General features: G+C 40.9%; 14 protein-coding genes and 1 other annotated feature. Of the genes, 9 read left to right on the forward strand and 5 right to left on the reverse strand.

Going from position 1 to position 23,791, the window contains the following annotated elements:
* Positions 1–52: 52 nt before the first annotated feature.
* On the forward strand, positions 53–1,321 hold the full coding sequence (locus BLR11_RS01890; RefSeq protein WP_176762835.1) for a hexokinase family protein: 1,269 nt from the start codon (positions 53–55) through the stop codon (positions 1,319–1,321).
* On the opposite strand, the gene bioB is transcribed toward BLR11_RS01890, so the two are convergent.
* Positions 1,316–2,296 (reverse strand): biotin synthase BioB, encoded by a 981-nt coding sequence (gene bioB, locus BLR11_RS01895; RefSeq protein WP_091647692.1) that lies wholly within the window; start codon positions 2,294–2,296, stop codon positions 1,316–1,318. The genes BLR11_RS01890 and bioB overlap by 6 nt on opposite strands.
* A gap of 203 nt (positions 2,297–2,499) precedes the next feature.
* Between bioB and pdxR the strand changes: the two genes are divergently transcribed.
* The 8 genes from pdxR to BLR11_RS01935 all read left to right on the forward strand — a co-directional run bounded on the left by pdxR (position 2,500) and on the right by BLR11_RS01935 (position 14,180).
* A complete protein-coding gene (gene pdxR, locus BLR11_RS01900; protein WP_091647694.1) occupies positions 2,500–3,894 on the forward strand; it encodes a MocR-like pyridoxine biosynthesis transcription factor PdxR in 1,395 nt (464 codons plus the stop codon).
* Positions 3,894–5,159, forward strand: coding sequence for a metallophosphoesterase family protein (locus BLR11_RS01905; protein WP_091647695.1), 1,266 nt, complete (start codon positions 3,894–3,896; stop codon positions 5,157–5,159). Before pdxR ends, BLR11_RS01905 begins: the two co-directional genes overlap by 1 nt.
* A 5-nt stretch (positions 5,160–5,164) precedes the next feature.
* A complete protein-coding gene (locus BLR11_RS01910) occupies positions 5,165–8,155 on the forward strand; it encodes an AAA family ATPase (RefSeq protein ID WP_091647697.1) in 2,991 nt (996 codons plus the stop codon).
* Positions 8,156–8,176: 21 nt separating this feature from the next.
* Entirely contained in the window at positions 8,177–9,610 is a 1,434-nt protein-coding gene (locus BLR11_RS01915; protein ID WP_091647699.1) for a sigma-54 interaction domain-containing protein, read from the forward strand.
* A gap of 205 nt (positions 9,611–9,815) precedes the next feature.
* Complete coding sequence (locus BLR11_RS01920; protein ID WP_091647700.1) at positions 9,816–11,174, forward strand: acyclic terpene utilization AtuA family protein; 1,359 nt, start codon at positions 9,816–9,818, stop codon at positions 11,172–11,174.
* 4 nt (positions 11,175–11,178) lie between these two features.
* The gene (locus BLR11_RS01925) at positions 11,179–11,496 is read left to right on the forward strand and encodes an AtuA-related protein (protein WP_218118688.1); all 318 of its coding nucleotides are present in this window, start codon (positions 11,179–11,181) and stop codon (positions 11,494–11,496) included.
* Between the two features lie 17 nt (positions 11,497–11,513).
* Complete coding sequence (locus tag BLR11_RS01930) at positions 11,514–12,692, forward strand: CaiB/BaiF CoA transferase family protein (protein WP_091647702.1); 1,179 nt, start codon at positions 11,514–11,516, stop codon at positions 12,690–12,692.
* A 186-nt stretch (positions 12,693–12,878) separates the two neighbouring features.
* Positions 12,879–14,180 carry a CitMHS family transporter gene (locus BLR11_RS01935; protein WP_091647703.1) on the forward strand — a complete coding sequence of 434 codons (1,302 nt, stop codon included), beginning with the start codon at positions 12,879–12,881 and terminating at the stop codon, positions 14,178–14,180.
* A gap of 558 nt (positions 14,181–14,738) precedes the next feature.
* Here the strand turns inward: BLR11_RS01935 and BLR11_RS01940 are convergent.
* From BLR11_RS01940 to gltB, 4 genes are all read right to left on the reverse strand, one after another.
* A complete protein-coding gene (locus tag BLR11_RS01940; RefSeq protein ID WP_245675049.1) occupies positions 14,739–16,049 on the reverse strand; it encodes an MFS transporter in 1,311 nt (436 codons plus the stop codon).
* Positions 16,050–16,154: 105 nt separating this feature from the next.
* Positions 16,155–16,382: a binding site (T-box leader), on the reverse strand.
* A 1,082-nt stretch (positions 16,383–17,464) separates the two neighbouring features.
* Positions 17,465–18,019: a hypothetical protein gene (locus tag BLR11_RS01945; RefSeq protein WP_091647705.1), complete on the reverse strand. Its 555-nt coding sequence runs from the start codon at positions 18,017–18,019 to the stop codon at positions 17,465–17,467.
* Positions 18,020–18,190: 171 nt separating this feature from the next.
* Positions 18,191–19,078 (reverse strand): radical SAM protein, encoded by an 888-nt coding sequence (locus tag BLR11_RS01950; protein WP_091647707.1) that lies wholly within the window; start codon positions 19,076–19,078, stop codon positions 18,191–18,193.
* 104 nt (positions 19,079–19,182) lie between these two features.
* On the reverse strand, positions 19,183–23,751 hold the full coding sequence (gene gltB, locus BLR11_RS01955; protein WP_091647708.1) for a glutamate synthase large subunit: 4,569 nt from the start codon (positions 23,749–23,751) through the stop codon (positions 19,183–19,185).
* Between the last annotated feature and the right edge of the window lie 40 nt (positions 23,752–23,791).

Genomic DNA, 23,791 nt, shown 5'->3' on the forward strand with positions numbered 1-23,791 from the left:
ATTTCGTACATTTTCTGAATATGGTATGATATACATATGGGAGGTATCCGTCATGAGTGAAGAATATACGCATATTTCAAAACAATTTTATTGGCATGATGAACAATTGAAAATGTTTTCGGATCAATTTTGTCATTCTCTGCATGATGCGATGAATGGACGGCCTTCTTCTCTTTCCAAATTGGATGCGTGCATCGGATTACCGTCGGGATATGAAAAGGGAGTCTACTTGGCACTGGATTGGGGCGGCACAAATATTCGAGCTTCTCGTGTGCGATTAATAGGAAAACGGTGTTATATTATAGAAAGGCAAGTAGCACGGCCTTTGAAAAGTATAGGACAATATGATTTTACCAGCCCTGATACAGATATGGAGACATTATTTGATTTTATTGCTGATTGTGTAGCGGCAGTGGCTTTGCCAAATTGCACGTATGTACTGGGCCACAGTTTTTCTTTTGCTGTTTGCCAGGATCACATCCGAGATGCCCGGCTTCTGGCATGGTCTAAAGAAATCAAAGTACCTCATATGAAAGGGCGTTATATTAACGAATTATTGCAGCAGGCATTGAGGCGGAGAGGATTGACGCATATCATTCCGACCGCTTTGATTAATGATACGACGGCGGCTCTTTTGGCATCTTCTTATCGCGGCGGAGCATCCAAGGTAGCGGTTATCTGTGGAACTGGTTTTAATATTTGTTTTTATGATGCGGCAGCAGCCCGTATTTATAATATCGAAGCAGGAAATTATAATGGCGGAAGACAATTAAAATGGGATAAGGAAGTAGACAAAGAATCGGAAAAACCAGGAGATCATTGTTTGGAAAAAATGGTAGCGGGTCGCTATCTTTGTGAGATTTTCCGACGTACAGCGATGACTTATTTTGACATCGCAGACATTCCGGCGTGTACAACAGAGGAAATGAATGCGTTACTGCATATCACAGATGTACAGCAACTGCGGTTTATGATGGGGCGGCTATGGCATCGTATTATTATTCAGCAAGATATAGAACGGCTGAAGGATATGGCCGTTAGTATTTTTATTCGGTCAGCTCAGTTAACGGGCGCTGCATGCAGCGGTGTTTTGCGATATCTTTATCCGAGTGGAGAGGTTCCAGAACAGACGCTTGCTATTGAAGGCAGTGTAATAGCAAATGTTACAGGCAGTATTGTAATGGTCCAAGATGCAATGCGTGCCTGTTTAGCCGTCGATGATTCAGGCTGGACTCGCCCGGTACCAGTTAAGCCTCTTATTGTTAAAGAGGGACCTGTTATTGGCGCGGCGGTTGCTGCGGCTATGTGTGTTTCTTCATAAATGCGGGGCTGCAGTCCGGCGGTTTAAATCACGAAGCATTTGTTGGTCTTCACTAATAGTGCGTCCCTTTGTTGTCAGATAATCGCCAATCATCAATCCGTTTAAACCCCCGGTTAAGGCATAAGCCTGCATGGACCGGAGGTTTATTTCGCGTCCGCCGGCGGTGCGGATGAGGGCATAAGGCAGAATGAATCGGAATACAGCAAAGGCTCGGAGAATTTCCCAGGGATCAAGAGGGCTGTTGTTTTCAAAAGGGGTTCCTATGATGGGGTTCAAAATATTTAAAGGGATAGAATCAATGCCAAGAGACTTCAATGTAAAAGCCATTTCTATACGCTGACTGCGTGTTTCACCTAATCCGAATATTCCGCCTGAACAGAGTCGAAGACCAGCCTTTTGTGCAATATGAATGACGGACACTTTATCTGTAAATGTGTGAGTGGTACAAATTTGGGGAAAATATGAAGGTGCGGTTTCAATATTAGCATGATACCGGGAAATGCCGACTGTTTTTAGTGCTTTGGCTTGTGTAAGATTGATAAGACCCAAAGAGCAGCAGGTTTCTATTTTTATATCGTTTTTGATATGCTGCAGTGTTGTAAGAATTTGGTTGAATTCTTCTCCTTCTGAAACAGAACGTCCGCTGGTAACTATAGAGAAACGAGCAGCTCCCAAGGCTTTTGCTTTTCTTGCAGCGTTGATAATTGTATCGGAATCAAGTAATTTGTGGGTTGTGGCACCCGTATCGTAATGAATAGATTGAGCACAAAAACGGCAATTTTCAGAACATTTTCCCGAACGTCCATTAATGATGGCACAACAATCTACTTCATTATTTGCAAAATGCTGGCGGATTTTGTCGGCCATAGCCAGCAATAACGGAGTATCCTCATCAGTAACAGAAATAAGTTCATTTCCTTCTTGCGGGGTGATATCTTGCCCAGACATTACTTTTTTTGCGTATTCGATAATCATAAGTATGAATATCTCCTTTTTTTGTAGATAAGTATACGGTAAAAAAAGCCATAAGTCAACTTTTAAAAAATAAAATTGGTTTACAATTAAATAGTACAGATTTTTTATGTTTTACCTCTTTTCACTATGCCAGTTTTTGAGTACAATATATAGTATATCAATAATAAAGAAAAGTGATAGTATGTGGAAATTGGAGATATAATATGCTGCAGATAGAGAAAACAATTAAAAAACCATATTATGTACAGATATATGAATATTATCGGGATGAGATTGAAGCACGACGTATGCAAGCAGGAGATCGGCTTCCTTCCGTGCGTGAATTAGCACAGACCGTGGATGTCAGTAAAATGACCATTGAAAAAGCCTATTATCAACTGGCGAGTGAAGGGTATATTATGAGGCGCAATAAGGCACGTTATGAGGTAGCTTTTTTAGGCAGCGAAAAAGAGGATGGACAGAAAAAACCGATTTACCATCCCGGTACCGTACGGCGTTCCTTTTTTCGGTATGATTTTGGCAGTGGCGATATGGATATGGAACGATTTCCATTAGAAGTCTGGCGCCGCTATATGAATCATGTTCTTTCTCAGCCAGAATATTTGATGCAATGCAATGATGAGCAGGGAGTTCCGGAATTACGAGAAATTTTAAGCCAGTATATCTATCAAGTCCGTGGTGTTTATGCAAGTGCGGAAAGTATTATTGTGGGAGCCGGAACACCTTCCTTGCTCGGAATTTTAACAAACATACTTCGCTCCTATTCTTGTATTGGAGTAGAAAATCCTGGGTTTAAACTGGGGCGTGAAATATTTCGCAATAGTGGTTATGACATATTCCCTTTTTCCGTACAAAACGGTATGATGGATATGGATATTTTGGAAAAGAATGGGATTCGGTTAGTTTATGTCAGCCCGTCTCATCAATTCCCTACAGGTACCATTATGCCGGCAGGGATGCGGCATCGTTTGCTGCAATGGGCGGAACAGATGGATGGGTTAATTATAGAAGATGATTATGATAGCGAACTTCGTTATTATGGCAGACCTGTTCCGGCGCTGCAAGGTTTGGATACCCATGGAAGAGTCATATATATGGGCTCTTTATCTAAAGTACTTCCGTCTTTTGTACGACTTAGTTATATGGTGCTGCCGCCACGATTATTAGCACTTTATAATGAAAAACGCGGGTTATTCCGTCAAGGAGCATCTGTTCCGGAACAATGTGTACTGGCGGCTTACATTCGAAGTGGAGAAATGGCTCGTCAGGTACGAAGATTACGTAAAGATTATCAGGAAAAGGGAAATTTGATGAAGGAGCTTCTGCTTAGTGCATTCGGTAAAGATATAGAGGTCAGTAGTCTGGTATCCGGCGTATATTGCCGGGTTACTTTGAACAGCACGTATACTGCGGCAGAATTGCAGTACAGAGCTGAAAAAAAAGGCTGTCGAGTTTTACCGATCCAGGCTTTTTATGAAACACAGGAACAAGAGGAACGCAAAGAATTTCTTCTTTCCTTTTCAAAGATACCTAGTCATAGTTTAAAACAAGCCATCACCGTACTTCATGATGCATGGACAAAGAAAGAGGGAGACTAATGTCGACAAGTTTACGGTTTATTCACTGCGGAGACTTACATTTGGGAAGTCCATTTGAAGATATAATGATTACCGATGAAAGGTGGAAACGCATTATTGGAAAAGCTCCGGTACGAGCATTTCAAAAAATCGTTCAGGCAGCTATTGACAAGCAAGTACATGCGGTGCTTATTGCGGGTGATGTATATACCAGCGCAACACATAATTTGACGGCGCAGCTGGATTATGTTCGCTTGCTGCATAAATTGGGACAACACGGCATACAAGTGTTTGCTGTTCATGGAAATCATGATCCACTGGATGCGTGGAAAGCTAAAATTCCGCTGCCGCCGAATGTACATGTATTTAGTGCTGAACAAGTTGAACGAATCCCTTTACTGATAGATGGTGAGGAACGGGCAGAAATTTATGGCCGCAGTTATGCGCATAGTGAAGAAAGAGACAACCTTGCTAGAGAGTATATACGCCGCGAAGATGATCATTATGCTATTGGACTGATGCATACACAGGTCGGCGGAGAAAACTCAACATATGCGCCTTGTACGCTAAATGGTTTGAAAGACAGCGGAATGGATTATTGGGCATTGGGGCATGTTCATACTCCGCAGGTCTTGCAGGAAAAACCATGGATTGTATACTGCGGCAGTCCACAAGGATTGGATTGTACAGAAACGGGTGTCCATGGATGCTACTATGCTGAAGTGGGTCCCTATGGAACAACGTCACTGCAGTTTATAGATACCAGTATTGTTCGCTGGGAGAGTATCAGCGTACCGATCGATACGATTGAGTCTGTATCTGAAATTAGAGAAGCAGTCCGTCTGGCTAAAGAAAAAATACGAAAGGAAATTGGCAGACCGACTTTTCTGACGGTTAATTTTACCGGATCAGGCAGTATGTACAAAGTTATAAATAATGATGAAGCAGTTCAGTATTGGATTGATAGTTGGCGGGAAGAAGAACAGGGAAAATATGCATTTGTCATGGTAGAACGGGTTCGTAATATGGCTCGTCCTAAAATTAATCAAGAAGAACGCAGCAAATTGCCGGATATGGTTGGTGATTATTTGAATGTATCTGACAAAATAGATGGATTGCCACAGGAAGAAAAGTTGCAGATGCTGCGGGAAATACTCGAAAAACGTCCGGAATTTGAACGACTGGGAACTTATGGCCGGCATATTTCAGATGATCGTCTCCTAGAAGCTTTTGAAAAGGCAAAATGGTTGGGAATGCAGCGGTTGTTGGAAGATAGAAGAGGATAATATACATGAAAATTATACAAATGGATTTAGAAGATTTTGGAATTTATCATAATATTACTTGGAATCCGCCGGAAAACGGGCTTATTGTTATGCATGGACATAATGAAAGTGGCAAAACGACTCTTATGAAATATGTCCGGTCTATGTTTTTTGGATATTTACGCGGCGATTGGCAGGGGTTATACGGTCATATGGACATCCGTCGCATGAATGGCCGGGAATATCGAATTTATCGCAATGAGAAAGAGTCGTATATTTCTACTGGCGATGATACCATGCATGAAGAACCTTCTACTTTGTGGTGGCATGGCTTGGATCGCCAGACCTATGACAAAATATTTGCGATGGGATTAGAAGATTTGCAGGGATTTAAAATATTATCTAATGATGAAGTTCGAAGCCATTTTTTTAGTGTTGAGGGCGGTGTACGCATGGGTGTGACTCGGCGCGATTTGATTCGTCTCATGGGAGAGCTTCTTGTGGCATCACCACAAGGGAAAAAGACGGTCAATGTTCTTCTGAATGAGCAGAAAGAGTATGATCAGCATATTTACTCTTTGGCTTATGAGGAATCTGAATTTGCCGATTTACAAGCTAAGGAACAGGAAACACATGAAGAAGAAAATCGTATACGTATCAGTATCACTGAAACAAAACATCAAATAGAAAAGATTTCTATGCCGATTGCAGCGTGGGAAGTTTATAAACGGGGGCAGGATGCATTGGTGCAGATGCAGGCGTTGTCAGAAGTTTCGCAGTTTCCGGAAAACGGAGCACAACGCTGGAACGAATTGGAAACTAAAATTGGTGAAATTGATGATCAAATAAAACAGCTTGAAGAAGCTTCACAGAAAAATTCTGCGTATAAAGAAGAATGGAATCGATGGATTGCTTGTGGGAGTCAGTTGGAGAACCTTTTCCGTCAGATTCCGCAATGGAAACAAGGGGAAGAAGAAATTGCCAATTCTCAACAAAAAGAAGCCTCTTGGAAGTTGGAAATAGAACAACTGAAAAAATCTATGAATGGCTGGACCGGTGGCAGTGAAATCTCCCGTGTCGTTGATTGGGAAACGGGACAAGCCGTAGCTACAGATGTAGCATTATATCGTCAGGAACAGGAAAAATGGGAAGCTTCAAGACCGAAAAATGTTGGTGTGGAATTACCTGCCGATGATAAAGGGACTCCGGAACGGACAAAAGAAGAGTGGCAGGAAATTGGTTCGGCAGTGAATCACATTCAGCAGGATTTGATAGAACAAGACAAGGTTAAGGAACAATTAACATGGTTGCAGGAGGAACCGGCAGAAACGTCGCGTGCCTTCTTGTGGTTCGGTGGTTTATTAATATTGGCGGCGGCTGTACTGGCTGTTGGCGTCATTTTATATGGACTTGACCAGACTGCAGGATACATAGGATCCGGAGTTTGTGGTGTATTGGCTGTCGGAGCTTTCTGGAAACAAAATACGCGCACGAACAGAGCACCTGAAAAGATAGGAGAATTAAAAGGCAGACTGGAGTATTTGCATGGACATATTTCAGCACTGGCGGAAAAAGCAGGAATTACCGTTTCGGAGGATAGTGATAAAATTGCATGGGATACTCGCTTGGATGAAGTTCGTAAGCAGTACATGGAGTGGAAAACGCGAGAAACAAAAGGAGAATGGGAAAAACAACAGCAAGTGATATATGATTCGATGGTAAAAAAATGGCAGGATGATGGAAAAGTATGCCGTAGAAATTTGGAGGATAGTGAACAACGCTGGTCTAAATGGCGACAAATAAGTGGGCTAATGAATTTAGAAGCAGCCCAGGTTCCCGCAGCAAAGGATTGTTGGGAAAAATGGAGTACCATCACTAAAGAGTATCAGGATTGGATGGAACAGAAGGAAAATTGGAAAAAAATAATTTCTCAATTAAGGGATGATGCTGAGCAGGTATTCCGAGAAATTCATGTATCTGAAACAGTTACACCGCAAAGTATAGAGACTATGTATCGCCGCTGGCAGGATATTCGGATTCAGGCAGAAGTTGCCAAGGAACAAGATAAACAGCAGCAGGATAGAGAAGAACAAATTGCTCGTTGGATAAAAGACAAGGAAATCCGAGTTCATCAACAGCGGGAATTAATGCAAGCTGCCGGAGCTCGTTCGGAAGGAGATTTTCGCAGTAAGATATTAAAATTTCGACAATTTCATCAATATAAGGAAGTGTATGAGCAATCCGAAGCACATATTCGCCTTATTGCAAAAAACGATAAGAACCTCAGCGATTTACGACGAGAACTTAAGGTGCATGATATGAAATATTGGAAGCAGCAAATATCCCAATGCGAAAGTTTGATTGCTGAAGCTGAAAAACAGATGGCAGCTGTTGCTGAACGTCGTGGCAGCATTGTTGAACGGCTTAGCCAAATGGCTAAAAGTGATACTTACAGCAAAATGCTCCAGGAAAAAGAAAACAGGAAAACGATTCTTGATGGGAAAATTGATGTTTGGCTGACAATGATGTATGCACAGTATATATTAGGCGAGGCACAAACGTATTATGAAAAAGTTCGCCAGCCATTGGTTATTCGCAATGCAGGGGACTATCTCCGACTTATGACGCAGGGGCGGTATACATTGCAGGCTACTTTTGACGGCAGACAGCTTTTTGCTATTGATGAAAATCAACGGCGCATTCCAGAAAAACAATGGAGCAGTGGTTTGGGGGACCAAATTTATTTAGCGATTCGCATTGGTTTGGCGATGGCGTTTGCACAGCAAATAGAACCGATGCCGTTGATTCTGGATGATATTCTTGTCCGATTTGATGAACAAAGGCAAAAAGAAGCGATGCATTTTCTTGCGGATTTGGGAAAAAAGGAACAGATATTTTTGTTTACTTGTTCAAACGAAACACGCGAAATTGCGCAGCAAGTGCAACAGGAGCTATCTGGAGAAACAGATACGGTTCATCTTTTTGAAATCGAACAAGGAATCATCAATCCGGCTTGACAATAAAGATGGGTGAAAAAAATGACAGAAAGTCAAAAACTGAAAAGTATTACGCAACAGCTGATGATGGAGGCATTGGACAGTGTTCGCGATGGAGTTGTTATTGTTGACAGCAACTCGCGAATTATATATTTGAATGATGCTTATTTGAGAATTTTACAGGTTCGACGGGAAAAAGCCTTGAATAAACTGATGAGCGAGATTGAACCGGATGCGATTATATTGGACTCGCTGCGGGATAAAAAACCGCGCGTTAATGCACTTGTGCAGGTAAAATCTCGCAGTAAGCGGATACTTGCTAATATTACGCCTATTATTAGTGATAATATACTTATTGGTGCTATTTCTGTTTTCAAAGATATGACCGAGGTATATATGATCAGCCGTGAACTCAAAAATACGCAGCGTCTCAGCAAGTCCATATTTAATGCCGTATCTGTGGAAAATATGACGATACCTCCGGAATTTTCACATGTCATTGGACGGGATGAAAAATTTCTTCATTGTCTGCAATTAGCTAAAACAGTAGCGCCTACAGATGCGACAGTACTGATTGAAGGAGAAAGCGGTACAGGTAAAGAAGTTATTGTTAATGCAATATTAAGTATTAGTGGGCCCCGCCGTCAGCCTTTTGTGAATTTGAATTGTTCGGCGATTCCTGAAAGTCTTTTTGAGAGTGAATTATTTGGGTATACTTCAGGATCATTTACAGGAGCATCAAAAAACGGCAAAATAGGTAAATTTGAACTTGCCCACAAGGGAACGATTTTTCTCGATGAAATAGGGGAAATGCCGCTGTTTATGCAGTCTAAACTTTTACGAGTACTGCAATCGGGTGAGATTCAAAAAATTGGTTCGGATTATGCGGATGTTGTAGACGTAAGAGTGATAGCTGCGACCAACCGTGATTTAAAACAAATGGTACAAGAAGGAAAATTTCGGGAAGACTTATATTTTCGCCTTAATACCTTTAAAATCGTGATACCTCCACTGCGGGAAAGACGCGGTGATATTTTACTTTTGGCAGAATACTTTATTCGTAAATTTAATGATAAATATGGGAAACAAGTGTATTTAGGAAAGGAAGCAGCCGGTCATTTGCAAAAAGTTCCTTGGCTGGGTAATGTACGTCAATTGGAAAGTTGTATTGAATATGCTGTTATTGTTTGTAAAACACGTCAATTGCAGATACAAGATTTACCGGAAGATATACAAAATGGAATTTCTGAAGCAATGGAAACTTTACCGAAAACATCTCAGATATCTATACCCTTGCGACCGGCTCAAAGGTTAAAGAATGATATACAAAATATGGAACGGGAACAAATGCGGCAGGCACTTTTAGAAGCAGACGGCAATAAAACTAAAGCGATGGACTTGTTGGGAATCAGTCGACGCACTTTTTATAAAAAATGGAAGTTATATGGATTTGACAATGAAATATATACAAAGTAAACAATATTATGTATAAAAAGTATACATATCTCTTGGCCGTATATACAGTGTAAACAATCGGTCAAGAGATATTTTTTATCATTTTTTAAGTAAAAATAGGATGAATACTAAGTCTATGAAATATTACATTAATGCATGTATTAGTTGGCACGATAATTTCATATAAAAATGGTGTAGACTTAATTTGAGAAAAGAGGTTATCAGCATGAAAACAATCAGAATTGGTGGCGGCCAAGGGTTCTGGGGCGATTTGAACGATGCGCCGATTACCATGGCAAAACAGGACAATGTCGATTATATTGCCTGTGATTATTTGGCGGAACTTACATTATCCATTATGCGCCGGCAGCAGGAAAGACGTCCGGAAGCAGGATATGCGCGTGATTTTATTACAGCGTTAAAGAGCATGCTTCCTGATTTAAAAGAAAAAGGGACAAAAGTTATTACGAATGCCGGCGGTATGAATGTAAAGTCATGTGTAGAAAAAGTAAAAGAAGCCATTAAAGAAAGTGGCCTGCACATGAAAGTGGGGTATGTTCTTGGCGATGATGTCAAGGATATCATTCCTAAACTGCGGGCACAGGGAATTTCCATGGCTCATATGGATACGGGTGAAAATATTGATCGGATTCTTCCCAATATGGTAAATGCCAATGTATACTATGGAGTGGAACCTATTCTGGAATGCTTGGAAGGCGGCGCAGATATTATTATTTTGGGACGGTCCACGGATACCGCTATGTTTGAAGCTCCCCTTATTCATGAATTTGGCTGGAAAAAAGATGATTGGACAGCTAAAGCAACAGGCATTTTAGCGGGTCACTTATGTGAATGCGGGGCGCAGGCAACTGGCGGCAACTATGATTATGATTGGCGCAATGTTCCACGGCCGGAATTTCTCGGGTATCCGATTGCTGAAATCAGTGAACCGGGAAAATTGGTTTTGACGAAGACACGCAATACCGGTGGCTTAGTTACGCCACAGTCTGTCAAAGAACAACTTATGTATGAAATCCACGATCCATCAAAATATATTACACCTGATGTAATAGCTGATTTCAGTAACATTACTGTAGCTGAAATTGAACGTGATCACGTTGCCGTTAACGGTGTTACCGGTCACCCTGCACCAGATACATTGAAACTTTGTGTAGGATACCTTGAAGGGTATCGGAATATTGCATATCTTCCCTATAGCTGGCCGAATGCGTTGGAAAAAGCTAAAATGGCAGCTGAAATTCTTGACAAACGCATGGCGATGAAAGGGCTTAAAGCTATTCGTACACATGTTGATTATTTAGGATTGAATGCGCTGCATGGACCGCTTGCACCGGAAATAGAAGCTGATTTAAATGAAGTGGTTCTTCGCTATGCTATTATGACGGAAACCAAAGCGGAAGCGTTGAAACTGACACCGGAAATTGCACCTGTAAGCAATTTGAATGGTCCAGCTCAAGGTTGTTTCTTCGGCGGCCGCACGAAACCAAGTGAAGTATTTGCTCTCTGGCCTACATTGATTCCGAGAGATGCCGTTAAATTAACAAGCTATGTTGAGGAGGTCTAAAATAATGAAAGTCCAATTAAAAGATATTGCACATGGTCGTTGTGGAGATAAAAGTGATACATCCAATATTTGTATCTATGCAAGAAAGCCTGAATATTATGCTGCTATGGAAAAACAGCTGACAGCGGCTGCAGTACGCCGCCATTTTGAAGGACTTGTTTTCGGTGACGTTATCCGGTATGAACTGCCTCAGCTCGATGGATTTAATTTTGTTATGCATCATGCACTCGATGGGGGAGCAACTCGTTCGCTGCGATTAGATACATTAGGAAAATGCATGGAAGCAGCATTGCTTCGTATGGAAATTGAAGTAGACGAATAGAGGAGGGCGTTGTCATTATGACAAAACCGTTAAAGGGAATCAGAGTACTTGATCTGACCCGGGTACTCTCCGGTCCCTATTGTACAATGCTTCTTGCAGATATGGGTGCTGAAGTCATTAAAATTGAAACACCGGGTAAAGGTGATGACAGTCGTGCATATCCGCCTTTTGACAAAGGTATCAGTGCCTATTATGCTAATTTAAATCGAAATAAAAAAAGTATTGCCTTAAATCTTCGGGATGATAAAGCAAAAGATGTGTTACGGGAACTTATAAAAAAATCAGATATATTTGTAGAAAACTTCAAACCTGGAACCATTGAAAAAATGGGATTTTCTTACGATGCAGTTAAAAAATTAAATCCTAATATCATCTTTGCCTCTATTTCTGGTTTTGGACAAACAGGGCCGTATCGGCTGCTTCCGGGATATGATGTTATTGCTCAGGCACTGAGCGGTATGATGAGTGTTACCGGTTGGCCCGATTCACCTCCTACCCGTACAGGAACAGCCATTGGTGATGTGCTAGGTGGATTGAATTGCTGTATTGGTATTTTAGCAGCCTTACAAGGACGTAATTCACAGCATCATGGTGAACGTGTTGATGTAGGACTTGTGGATTGTTCAGTTAGTGCGATGGAAACGATAACTGAAATATATATGGTAGAAAATCGTATTCCTAAAAGAGCGGGAAATCGTTATGAATTTATTTATCCGTATGATTCTTTTGAAGCTTCCGATAACTGGATCGTTATTGGTGTAGGAAATGATGCTATTTGGAAACGTTTCTGTGAAGCTACCGATCATGCTGATTGGTTTGCAGAAGAAAAATTTCAGTTGAATAAAGATCGGGCAGCTCGTAAAGATGAATTAAATGAATTAGTTACAAACTGGACAAAACAACACACTGCGAAAGAGGTTATTGATATTCTGCGTGCACACAGTGTTCCTTGTGCGCCTATCCATACAGTAGCAGATGTTGTAAACGATGAACATATTGCGAAAGCACGGGAAATGATTTGTGAAGTCGATCATCCTATTGAAGGGAAAATGCGTGTTACCGGCAATCCTATCAAAATGACGGAGGCTGATGCGTACACCTATGAAAAAGCGCCTGTCCTTGGCAAAGATACAACAGATGTATTAGTAGATGTGTTGGGGATGAACGATGAGGAAGTAAGTTATTTTGTAAAATAGTATTATCAAAAAGTGCGAGTCTAACATATAGCTGCATGTAACCATTTGTTTTGCATGTGGCTATATACTGGGCTTAAAATAAGGCGCAATTTTTTAAAATACTAAGTAATAAATTTCACAAATTAAGCAACGCGTTATTCTTGTTTAGACAAATATTATGATATTATCTATGGGAGAGTGAACTATATGATCGCATTACTTGGCTTTATTACGGTCTGCTCCGCCGTTGTCCTGATTATGAAAAAAGTGATGGAACCGGTTCCATCCTTGATTTTGGTTCCAACTATCACTGGCTTGTTAGGCGGCTTTGGATTAGATACATTTAAATTTATTGTAAAAGGTCTCATATCCGTAGCACCGATGGGAACTATGTTCATATTCGCTACATTATTTTTTGGCATTATTATTGATGCAGGAACCGTTAAACCTATTATTCGCATGATTTTCCGTCTAGTCGGAAGAGACCCTGTCAAGATTTGTGTAGGCACAGGAATATTGGCTATGATGGTTCATATGGATGGCAATGGGGCTGTAACCTTTTTAATCGCTGTTCCAGCTATGATGCCTCTTTATGATGCCCTTGGCATGCGGCGCACAACGTTGGCGACAATCATTGCACTGAGCGCCGGCTTGATGAATACAGAACCTTGGGCAGGTACTGCGCAGCGGGCGATGGTATCATTGCATTTGACACCAGCAGATTTATGGACTCCGTTGCTTATCCCGCTTATTGTAGGAGGGATATGCATCTTAGCTGTTGATTATTATCTTGGCGTTTGTGAACGTAAACGAATCGGCGAAATTAATTTAGCCGGTGGCAGTTTGGAATTTCAGGATATGGATACAGAAGAGGAAAAAAGATTTGTACGGCCAAAACTGGCACCAGTCAACATGCTTCTCGTTGTGATAACTATTGGTTCTCTTATTTCAGATAAGATTCCGCCCGTTGTAGCATTTATGCTGGCTTTGTCTGTAGCTCTTTTGATTAATTATCCAAAGGTAAAAGATCAAAAAGATATTATGAATAAACATGCTAAAAATGCTCTTTTGATGGCGGGTATCGTTTTTGCAACAGGGGCATTGGTAGGTGTAATGAGCAATACCGGTATGATTACGGCTATGGCCAATGCTATTGTTTCCGTTGTTCCGACTTCATTGGGGCAGCATATGGCATTGTTTGTAGGTATAATCGGTATGCCTGCTAGTTTGCTTTTTGATCCGTCATCTTTCTATTTTGGTGTATTGCCGGTATTGGCAGAAGCAGGTGTAAGCTATGGCGTTCCTGCTGTAGAAGTTGCCCGGGCTGCGTTTTTAGGGCAGATGAATATGGGCTTCCCTATTAGTCCTTTGACAGGGGGAACCTTCCTCCTTGTGGCATTAGCTGGGATTGATCTTGGTGAACATCAGAAAAAAACATTTCCCTGGGCTTTTGGGATTACGTTGATTATGCTGGCAGTATCTATTGCCATTGGCGTCGTGTCTGCCTAATGATATGCAGTTGTGCAAGATATAAATTATATGTATTATAAATAATATAACAAAAAATCAAGGGAGATTGCTATAATATAAAAATGTATAGCGATCTCCCTTGATTTTTTGTATGTGTTTGTTTGCCGGGAATGATGACCATTACTCTTTGAAATACAAATGTATCATAATTTTAAAAGTAATGATGCAGAGATATCATTAGGGCCTGGTTATTTGTGCCAATGAATTTTGGCTTAATGTGGCAGAATCAATTCATGGATGTACTTAACAATTACTTTTTACATAACGTGTCCCGGTGTGTATTCCACATATAATACGTATCCAGCAATGCAGGACGGGATGATTTTGTGATGCAATAGCCTTTTCTATAAAAGACAAGGATATTCTTATTTACGTAAGAATAAAAGACACTTAAAGAATATACGGGTTGCCTGAATGTTCTTTTAATCATGGCGTTGTTATATTATATCGCATAATAAGCAAAAACGCTGCATCGACAGTATTTAAAATACAACGTCGGATGTTTTATGATAAAGAATGCCGCAGAGAACACTGCACTTATTCGGTAACGTCTTCACTGACTAGCGGATTTCCTGGCTTGACGAAAATCCAAGCTACAATAGCTATAATTCCAAATAAAGAAGTTGCAGTAAATGCTTGATTCCATCCATAGTTTGTAACTAAAAACGCCGTAACGATGGGTGCTAGAACACCGCCAATATTACCCCAAAAGTTCATCCAGCCTGAAACCGAACCTGTATATTTGCCGCCGAGGGATATAACCGTAGACCAGCCGGCACTAAAAGTTAAACCTAAAGATCCGAGAGAAACAGACATCCAAATAATATTCATGATAGGATTTGCCGTATGAGATGCGATATATAGACCGAATGAGCAAATTACTACACCGATAATAGCAGTAATAGTACGCATAGTATATTGACGGTTGCTATTGGCACTTTTTGCAAACTTGTCGGAAATATAACCGGCAAGAAAAACAACAGCCATTAATGCAATCCAAGGAAAAGATGCCCAAATCCCCATTTTTGTCAAAGAGAAACCTTGTGTTTCTGTAAGATATAAAGGAAGCCAGGCCAAAAATACATACATAATATAGTCGATGACACAAAATTGCAGGCCTACAGCCCAAAATTGAGAAGACCGCAGAAATTTTCCCCATGGGGCCATTGTTTTTTTATTATCTGTATCAGAAAGGCGCCCGTCATTGATATGAATTGCTTCTTCGTTGTTAACATAAGGACTGTCAGAGGGCGTGTCTTTTGCAAAATGAAACCAAACCCAAGCCAGAAGAGCTCCTACTAAGCCAAAAAGAACAAAGACAATATGCCAGCCAAAGGCTGCCATGAGAGCGACTGTTACAGCCGGCCCAACAACAGGACCGAAGAATGTACCTAATAAAATAGAAGAACTAGCGGAACCTTTTTCTTTGGAATTAAACCACTTGAAGGTTGCTGAACCCAATGATGGAAATACCGGTCCTTCACCAATTCCAAACATGAAACGGATAACCGCGAAACTGAATTTACCTTTGGAAAGTGCTGTTAGAACGGTAAAAACAGACCACCACAAAATTGCCAATGCACCTGTGCGGCGAAACCCAAGTTTTTCGGCAAGCATGCCTCCCGGGACCTGCATAAGTGCATATCCGGCAAAGAAACATGTTTGGATAAATCCCATATCAATTTTTGTAAAGCCAAATTCCTGCATAATAACAGGAGTGGCAACAGATAAATTAACGCGATCCATATAAGCGACAAAACTGATCAGAAAAATAAGAAATGCTATTTTCCAGCGGAAGTTTGTCATCGTCGATGTTTTTGACGTGATATTTTCCATGATGTTTTCCATGATAAAATCCCCCTTGATATACTTACAGAACAATAATAACGATACTTTCCGCAATGGTCCGTAAAGTATAAGAATGCCCCTGTTGTCTTCCTGATGAGAGAAGACAACAGGGGCGAAATAACTATTCGCGGTACCACCCTGACATTATACTCGATGCCGTATCGGCTTTCATTAACGCTGAATCACGTTTACACCTCATGTTTTTCTAGAATAACAAGTCGGTGCAAAAGCTCCGGAGCGAAGTCAAATAATTTTATTCCTGCCGAATTTCAGCAGATATCGGCTCTCTGGTAAGGAAGAAAAAATTATTTTTTACTCTTTCATGGCTAACTATAGCGCATATTTGAAATGAGAATATATGCGAATTTGTTGGAAAATATTGAGTACATTATCCACGGATATGAAGCTTTTGTCAAGAGAAATATTATAAAGTTTTAATTTTATTTTAACTTAAACGTTAAACCAAAAACGTTTAACGTTTAATGATGAACATCGTATTTATGCGGGTTATTTACTTTTTCAAAGAATAAAAAAATAAATTTTATTGCAGTAGTTTTATTTTTGGGGTAAAACGATAAACGTAATATTTTCTTTTTAGATAAAAAAATAAAATAATAAATATTCTCAAATAAAAATAATATATGCGGTTCTTGACAGATGAAAAAGTCATGGTATAATTATCACCAATACTATATAGCATTGATTGGAAAAAGTAAGGAAAATGTGAAGATTACAGAGAATTTGTCACATGGTGTGAGATAAGCATGGAACATGCTGTGAAAATCTCCCAGGAGCTGCCAGCTGAATACAAAGGTTATTAGATATGTCCGAGTGACAGTCGTTATCTTGACAGGTATTGAACAAAGTTGTATTTTGGGATGATGTCAATAAGATGGCTTAATTTTCGGCAACAAGAGTGGTCGCACAGTGTGTATGCTTTGTCTCTTAATAGAGAGATAAGGCGTATTTTTGTATTTAGATAATTAAAATGGCGGATGATTGTGCGGTAATTTTTTTGTTGAATATTTTTGCAGCGGCAGTAAATTTTAAAACAATTGAAATTTTCTTTTCTTGTGCTGCAGAATAGTTGTGGAAAGGTGTTTGGAAGCAGTTCATAACTGTGAAAATAGGAAAAAGTGAATGTTTTTGTTTCTATATGTAGGATCAGTATGATAAAATGTCAAGTTAAGTTACACGTTTAACTTTAAAAAGTTTCTTGACAAGTTTTATTAAAAAAATTATAATAAGTTTCAATATTTCTTAATTGTATATCATTAACTGTTGCTTCCTTCCCAGTATAGCAATTAGTTAATCATATAATAATGAGGCTGATGCTCCGATTAGATTGTATCCGGAGTATCAGCCTCGTTCTACTATTATGCTGCTGACTTCCATATACATGACGAATGTGGGTATTACGAAGTGGCTGCCGCGTGTTTTATATCAGTGGGGATACGCTTGTAAGGAAGTTCTTTCAGCAGCAGGTCCATGGCATTGCGGAGGATTGCCGGAGGCTGGTTAAGGACGGAAGCATCCTCGCGGCTAATGTTTCTGGTACTATATATGGTGAGTGTATCTTTTTGAAGATCATAAGCATATATTGCTAAATGATAATTATAGTCCGCAATCATTTCATCTTGCGCAAACATATAATATTGTTGCCAGGACCAATGTTTCACTATGGGGACTAAAAGGAGGTCAGCATTGTATTTTTGGGCCAGTTGGCGCAAACTTGTGGTAGAAATATTTTCAGGCGGTAAGGTCACATTCGTATCTAACTGTTCATAATAAGGCAGTCGGAAGAGTTCTTTGAGGCGCAGGGTCATGTATCGGGAAACATCTCCTTGAGGTGATGTTTGGACAAGTATAACCGTACGCATAGAATCAAACATGGGAGGACTGCTCTCTTGAGCCAACGCAGAACCGGTCCATAGGAACAGGTACAGAATGCAAAGTATAAGTTTTTTCATGATTCTCACCTTCAGATAAAATTTACATACAGTATCTTCTATTGATTGGGAAAATGTTTTGTATATCTGCATAAATATTAATTATAAAACAGTGGTAAATTATGAATTATTTTACTGCTTCATGTATTTTCGGAGGAACCTCATAGTATAGCTGTTATAAATAATACCTAATTAAAAATTTCCGGTATCATTTAGCAATGGAATGGTATCATCGGCTTGAGTAAGTAGTGATTTTATTTGAAGCAGCATTTTTTCTTTATCCATTGGCAGCGTACCGCCTACGGGATATAGGTTGGAAACATGATTGCTTCTGAAAATACAAGGATTTTTCATGTGGGTGTTAGCTAAGATAGTATATAATTCTTGAAGAAATCCGTGTTCGGTCAAAGGGGTAAAAGTACCGCGGATTACTTCCTGATATAAAGAAACTTGTGGTGGGATGATCAGTGATAAAGCGCTCAGCATAGTGGGGTTTATAGCAGACACTACGGTTGCTGTATGGAGAGCATGCTGTTTTGTCCGTGCTTGTCCGCCAAGTCCTAAGAGAATCATGGTGGAAAGTTTCATACCTGCATCCATAGCCTTTCGGCCGGCACGAATTGTTATTGCGGCAGTTGTTCCTTTACATACTTGCTGCAATACTTCGTCGTCGCCACTTTCTATGCCCATATACAGAATGTGCAGTCCTGCTTCATGCAGACGCTGCAACTCCAGAGGGGTTTTGCGGTCCAGGTCAGACGGCGTGGCATAGGCGCCGATGCGTGTAAGTGAAGGAAAAGCTGTATAACATTTTTTTATAATTTGCAATAATTGATCAGTTGGCAGAATGAGGGCATCTCCATCGGCGAGAAAAAGTCGGCGTATAAAAGGGTAGGCAGCAGCTCCCCGGGTAATAACTTCATCAATTTCCTTCATTGTTCGTATACGGAAACGGGAGTTTTTGTACATAGGGCAAAAAGTGCATGTATTGTGAGAACAACCGATAGTTACTCTTAAAATAAAACTTCTAGCTTCGCTGGGAGGACGAAATACCAGACCCTCTGCGTCGTCGATAAGCATAAAATCATCCTTTCTAATTTTTATTATATAACTATATTGTACCATAACTATAAAGCAGTCCCGCTGAATAAAATGTATTTTTCAGCGGGACTGTTGTAAAATATTTATTTTGCGTGTTTTTGAGTAAAAGCAATCATCTGGGCTTCTTCCGGAGTATGACCATCCGCTTCGGCTTGGGCAATGAGTCCTAATATTTCTTCATAGGCCTCGGGAATGACTTTTGTGATACGCCCTACTGTTTCTATCCAATTATCCAAGAGGCGCCCGCCAAGATCACTTCCTGTATAAGCTACATGTTTTTCCAGCATACGGCGGACAAGATCCTGCTCTATTTCATCGGTTAAATCTTTGAGCAGTACTAAGTCGTGATTGCATAGGGCTGGTTCCAAGTCCAGAACATAGGCAACGCCGCCGGACATCCCTGCCGCGAAATTTTGACCGGTTTTGCCGAGAATAAGAACACAGCCCCCTGTCATGTATTCACAGCCGTGATTACCAATGCCTTCGACAACGGCAGAAATGCCGCTATTGCGGACGCAGAAGCGTTCCCCCGCAATCCCGTTGATATAGGCCTCTCCATTTGTTGCACCATAGAAAGCCACATTGCCGATGATGATATTGTCTTCAGCAGGGAATTCAGCCTCCCGCGGAGGATAAACAATAATTTTACCGCCGGAAAGACCTTTTCCCAGATAATCGTTGGCATCGCCCTCTAATTCCAGTGTCAATCCTTTAGGAATAAAAGCCCCAAAGCTTTGACCGGCAGAACCAACAAAAGATAATTTTATGGTATCTTCTGCAAGCCCCGCTTCTCCGTAACGACGGGAAATTTCACTTCCTAACAAGGTTCCGGTGACACGGTCTGTGTTTTTGATACGCAAACGGGAACGGATATGTTTTTGCTGAGCAAGCGCGGGGCGGCACATGCGAACAAGTTTACTCATGTCTAGGGTATTATCTATGTTGTGATCTTGTGGCTTGGTAAAATGATGGCCTACACTGCTATCGGTATAGGGACGAAATAAAAGATTTTCTAAACTGATGGTGGCAGCCTTCCAATTTGCTATGTTTTCTTTTTGTTTCAGACGATCATATCGCCCCACCATATCACTTATAGTATGAAAACCGAGGCGAGCCATAATTTCTCGGAGATCTTGGGCAATAAAGCGCATGAAGTTAATGATATATTCGGGTTTGCCTTTAAATTTTTTGCGTAGTTTTTCATTCTGCGTGCAGACTCCGTAAGGGCACGTATTCATATGACAGACACGAAGCATATGACAGCCAATCGCAATAAGCGGAGCAGTGCCAAAACCAAATAATTCAGCACCAAATAAAGCAGCAATAGCTACATCACGACCAGTAAGTAATTTGCCGTCTACTTCCAACATAACACGGTCACGAAGCTGATTGAGAAGCAATGTTTGTTGTACTTCTGAAAGACCTAATTCCCACGGAAGGCCGGCGTGACGTAAACTGGTACGTGGAGACGCGCCGGTTCCCCCGTCATAACCGCTGACGAGAATTGCATCTGCCTTGGCTTTGACTACACCAGCAGCAATAGTTCCGATACCCGCTCCGGATGTTAGCTTTACGCTGATCCGGGCAAAACGATTGGCGTTTTTTAAGTCGAAAATCAATTCTGCTAAGTCTTCGATAGAGTAGATATCATGATGAGGCGGTGGAGAAATCAAAGATACCCCGGTTGTAGCATGACGAGTTTTGGCAATATCAGGGTATACTTTACTTCCCGGCAGATGACCACCTTCTCCTGGTTTTGCTCCTTGCGCACATTTGATTTGTAATTCTCGGGCATGGACCAAGTAATTGCTGGTGACGCCAAAACGTGCAGACGCAACTTGCTTGATTTGATCATTGGCGTTATCCCCATTTGTCCGCCGTTCAAATCGAGAGGGGTCTTCACCGCCTTCCCCCGTATTACTCATACCGCCGAGACGATTCATGGCAATTGCAATGCATTCATGTGCTTCTTTACTGAGCGCACCATAACTCATGGCACCGGTACGGAAGCGTTTTACTATGGTATCTACTGATTCTACTTCTTCAATTGGGATGCTGCAGCCCGTGGGATAGTCGAACTCAAGAAGGTCACGCAGACGGAACATAGCAGCATCATTTACTTTATGAGAATATTCTTTGTAAAGTCCATACTCGTTGGTTTGACATGCTTTTTGCAAAAGTTGAACGGTTTCCGGATCAATGATATGAGGCTGGCCGCCTTTATGATACATATAAAAATCACCAGTCGGAAGATTGTTTGTGCTTTCCTCGTATGCATTAGCGTGACGGAGTTCATTTTCTTTAGCGATTTCTGTAATTCCGATTCCTTCGATGCGAGAAGGAGTATTCACAAAGTATTTATTGATAAGATCTTTTTTGATTCCCACAGCTTCAAATATCTGTGCACCATGGTAGCTGTGAATCGTAGAAATACCCATTTTGGACATAACGGCAAGAATGCCGTTGACAGAAGCTTTGATATAATTGTTTTTAGCTGTTGTATAGTCCGTCTTTGGTAATTTCTTTTTTTGCATTAATTCTTTAATTGTTTCTAGTGCTAAATATGGATTGATGGCGGTTATGCCATATCCGATAAGAGCACAGAAATGATGGACTTCACGCGGTTCGCCGGATTCCAATATAAGACCTACGTCGGAACGGACCGTTCTTTTAATAAGGTAATTGTGCAGTGCAGCGGAGGCTAGAAGAGCGGGAATAGCCGCCATGCGGGAATTGACACCGCGATCTGATAAAATTAAAATGTTTGCCCCGTTTTTGATGGCTTTCAGTGCATCAATGCACAAGGATTCAATGGCTGTTTCCATTGCTTCGGGGCCGCCGTTGACCGGGTAAAGCATAGAAATGGTGGCTGAACGAAGTTTTGGGGTAAGAAGAGATTTAATAACCGACATTTCTTCATTTGTCAAAATAGGTTGTTTCATAAACAGCGCAGCAGTGCCGGATTCATTGGGATCCATGATATTAGCAACATTTCCGCACATGACGATCGGGGATGTAACCGTATTTTCACGTACCCCATCAATCGGCGGATTGGTTACTTGAGCAAAGTTTTCTTTAAAATAGTCATATAAGGGCTGTGGTTGTTCGGATAATACGGCTAATGGGACGTCTACCCCCATAGAATCAATAGCATGTTTTCCGTCACGAGCCATGGGCAAGATAATTTTGTCCATATCTTCTTGCGTGTATCCAAAAACCTTTTCCTGTTCCTTAATATCATAGGGGATTAAATTATCATTGTCGGCCATGTCACGGCCTTCCATCAGTTCATCTAAATCGACGATATGATCCTTATACCATTCGCCATATGGATGTTCTGAGGCAATTTGATGTTTGATTTCATCATCATCAATAATACGTTTTTGGCGAGTATCAACTAACAGCATTTTTCCCGGTTCCAAGCGCCCTTTATAGAGAATATTGCGTTGATCAATATTGACGGTCCCTACTTCAGAACTGACAATGACTCGATCATCCTTTGTTACATAATAACGAGTAGGGCGAAGACCATTTCGGTCGAGCATACCGCCAATAACGACACCATCGCAAAAAGCGATAGCTGCAGGTCCATCCCATGGTTCCATCATAAAATTATGATAACGATAAAAATCTCGTTTTTCCTGACTCATAAGAGGATCCTTTTCCCAAGGTTCAGGAATCATCATCATCATAGCGTGGGGTAAGGAATGTCCAGTCATATACAGATATTCCAGGCAATTATCAAACATTGCAGAGTCACTGCCGCTATCGTCAACAACAGGAAAAACTTTTTCTAAGTCTGGAAAAAGCGGGGATTGCGACTTGCTTTCGCGGGCATTCAGCCAGTTAATATTACCTTGAATGGTGTTGATTTCACCATTATGAACAATATAACGATTCGGATGGGCCCGGGCCCAGCTGGGAAAGGTATTGGTACTGAACCGTGAATGGACAAGAGCCATGGCTGTAGTAAAGTCTAAATCAGATAAGTCCAGATAAAAATGGCGCAATTGCAAGGAGGTAAGCATTCCTTTATACACAATGGTTCGGGAGGATAAGCTGGCAATGTAAAAATCAGTTCCCATTGCCTGGCTTTCCGGAATAATTTCTTTTTCTGCTAATTTGCGGATAACGTATAATTTTCGTTCAAAATCCATTTGTGTTTGTATTTCTGGACTTTTTTTGATAAATACTTGTAAAAAGCGAGGCCGAACATTTTTTGCAATACTTCCGATTAAGCTTTCATCAATAGGAACTTCACGCCAGCCCAGAATAGATTGTCCTTCGGAACGAACAATTTTTTCGAATGCGGTAATTTGTTTTTTTCGAAAATTTTCATATCGATGTGTGAAAATCATTCCCACACCATATTCGCCTTCATCAGGCAAAGAAAATCCCAGAACTTCACATTCACGACAAAAAAATTGATGCGGGATCTGAACCAAAATACCAGCACCATCACCACTTTTTGCGTCAGCACCTTCGGCACCGCGGTGTTTTAGATTTTCTAAGATGGACAATGCGTCATCAATGATATCATATGTTTTTTCTCCCTTAATGTTGACGACAAAACCGATGCCGCAGGCATCATGTTCATAGGAGGGATCATAAAGCCCTTGCGGGGCTGGTAAATCGCGCAATTTTTCATACATGGTATCCGGACCTCCTTTTGATAGTAAAAAAATAGCCGGA

The organism is Megasphaera paucivorans (assembly GCF_900103535.1).
Taxonomy (GTDB): domain Bacteria; phylum Bacillota; class Negativicutes; order Veillonellales; family Megasphaeraceae; genus Megasphaera_A; species Megasphaera_A paucivorans.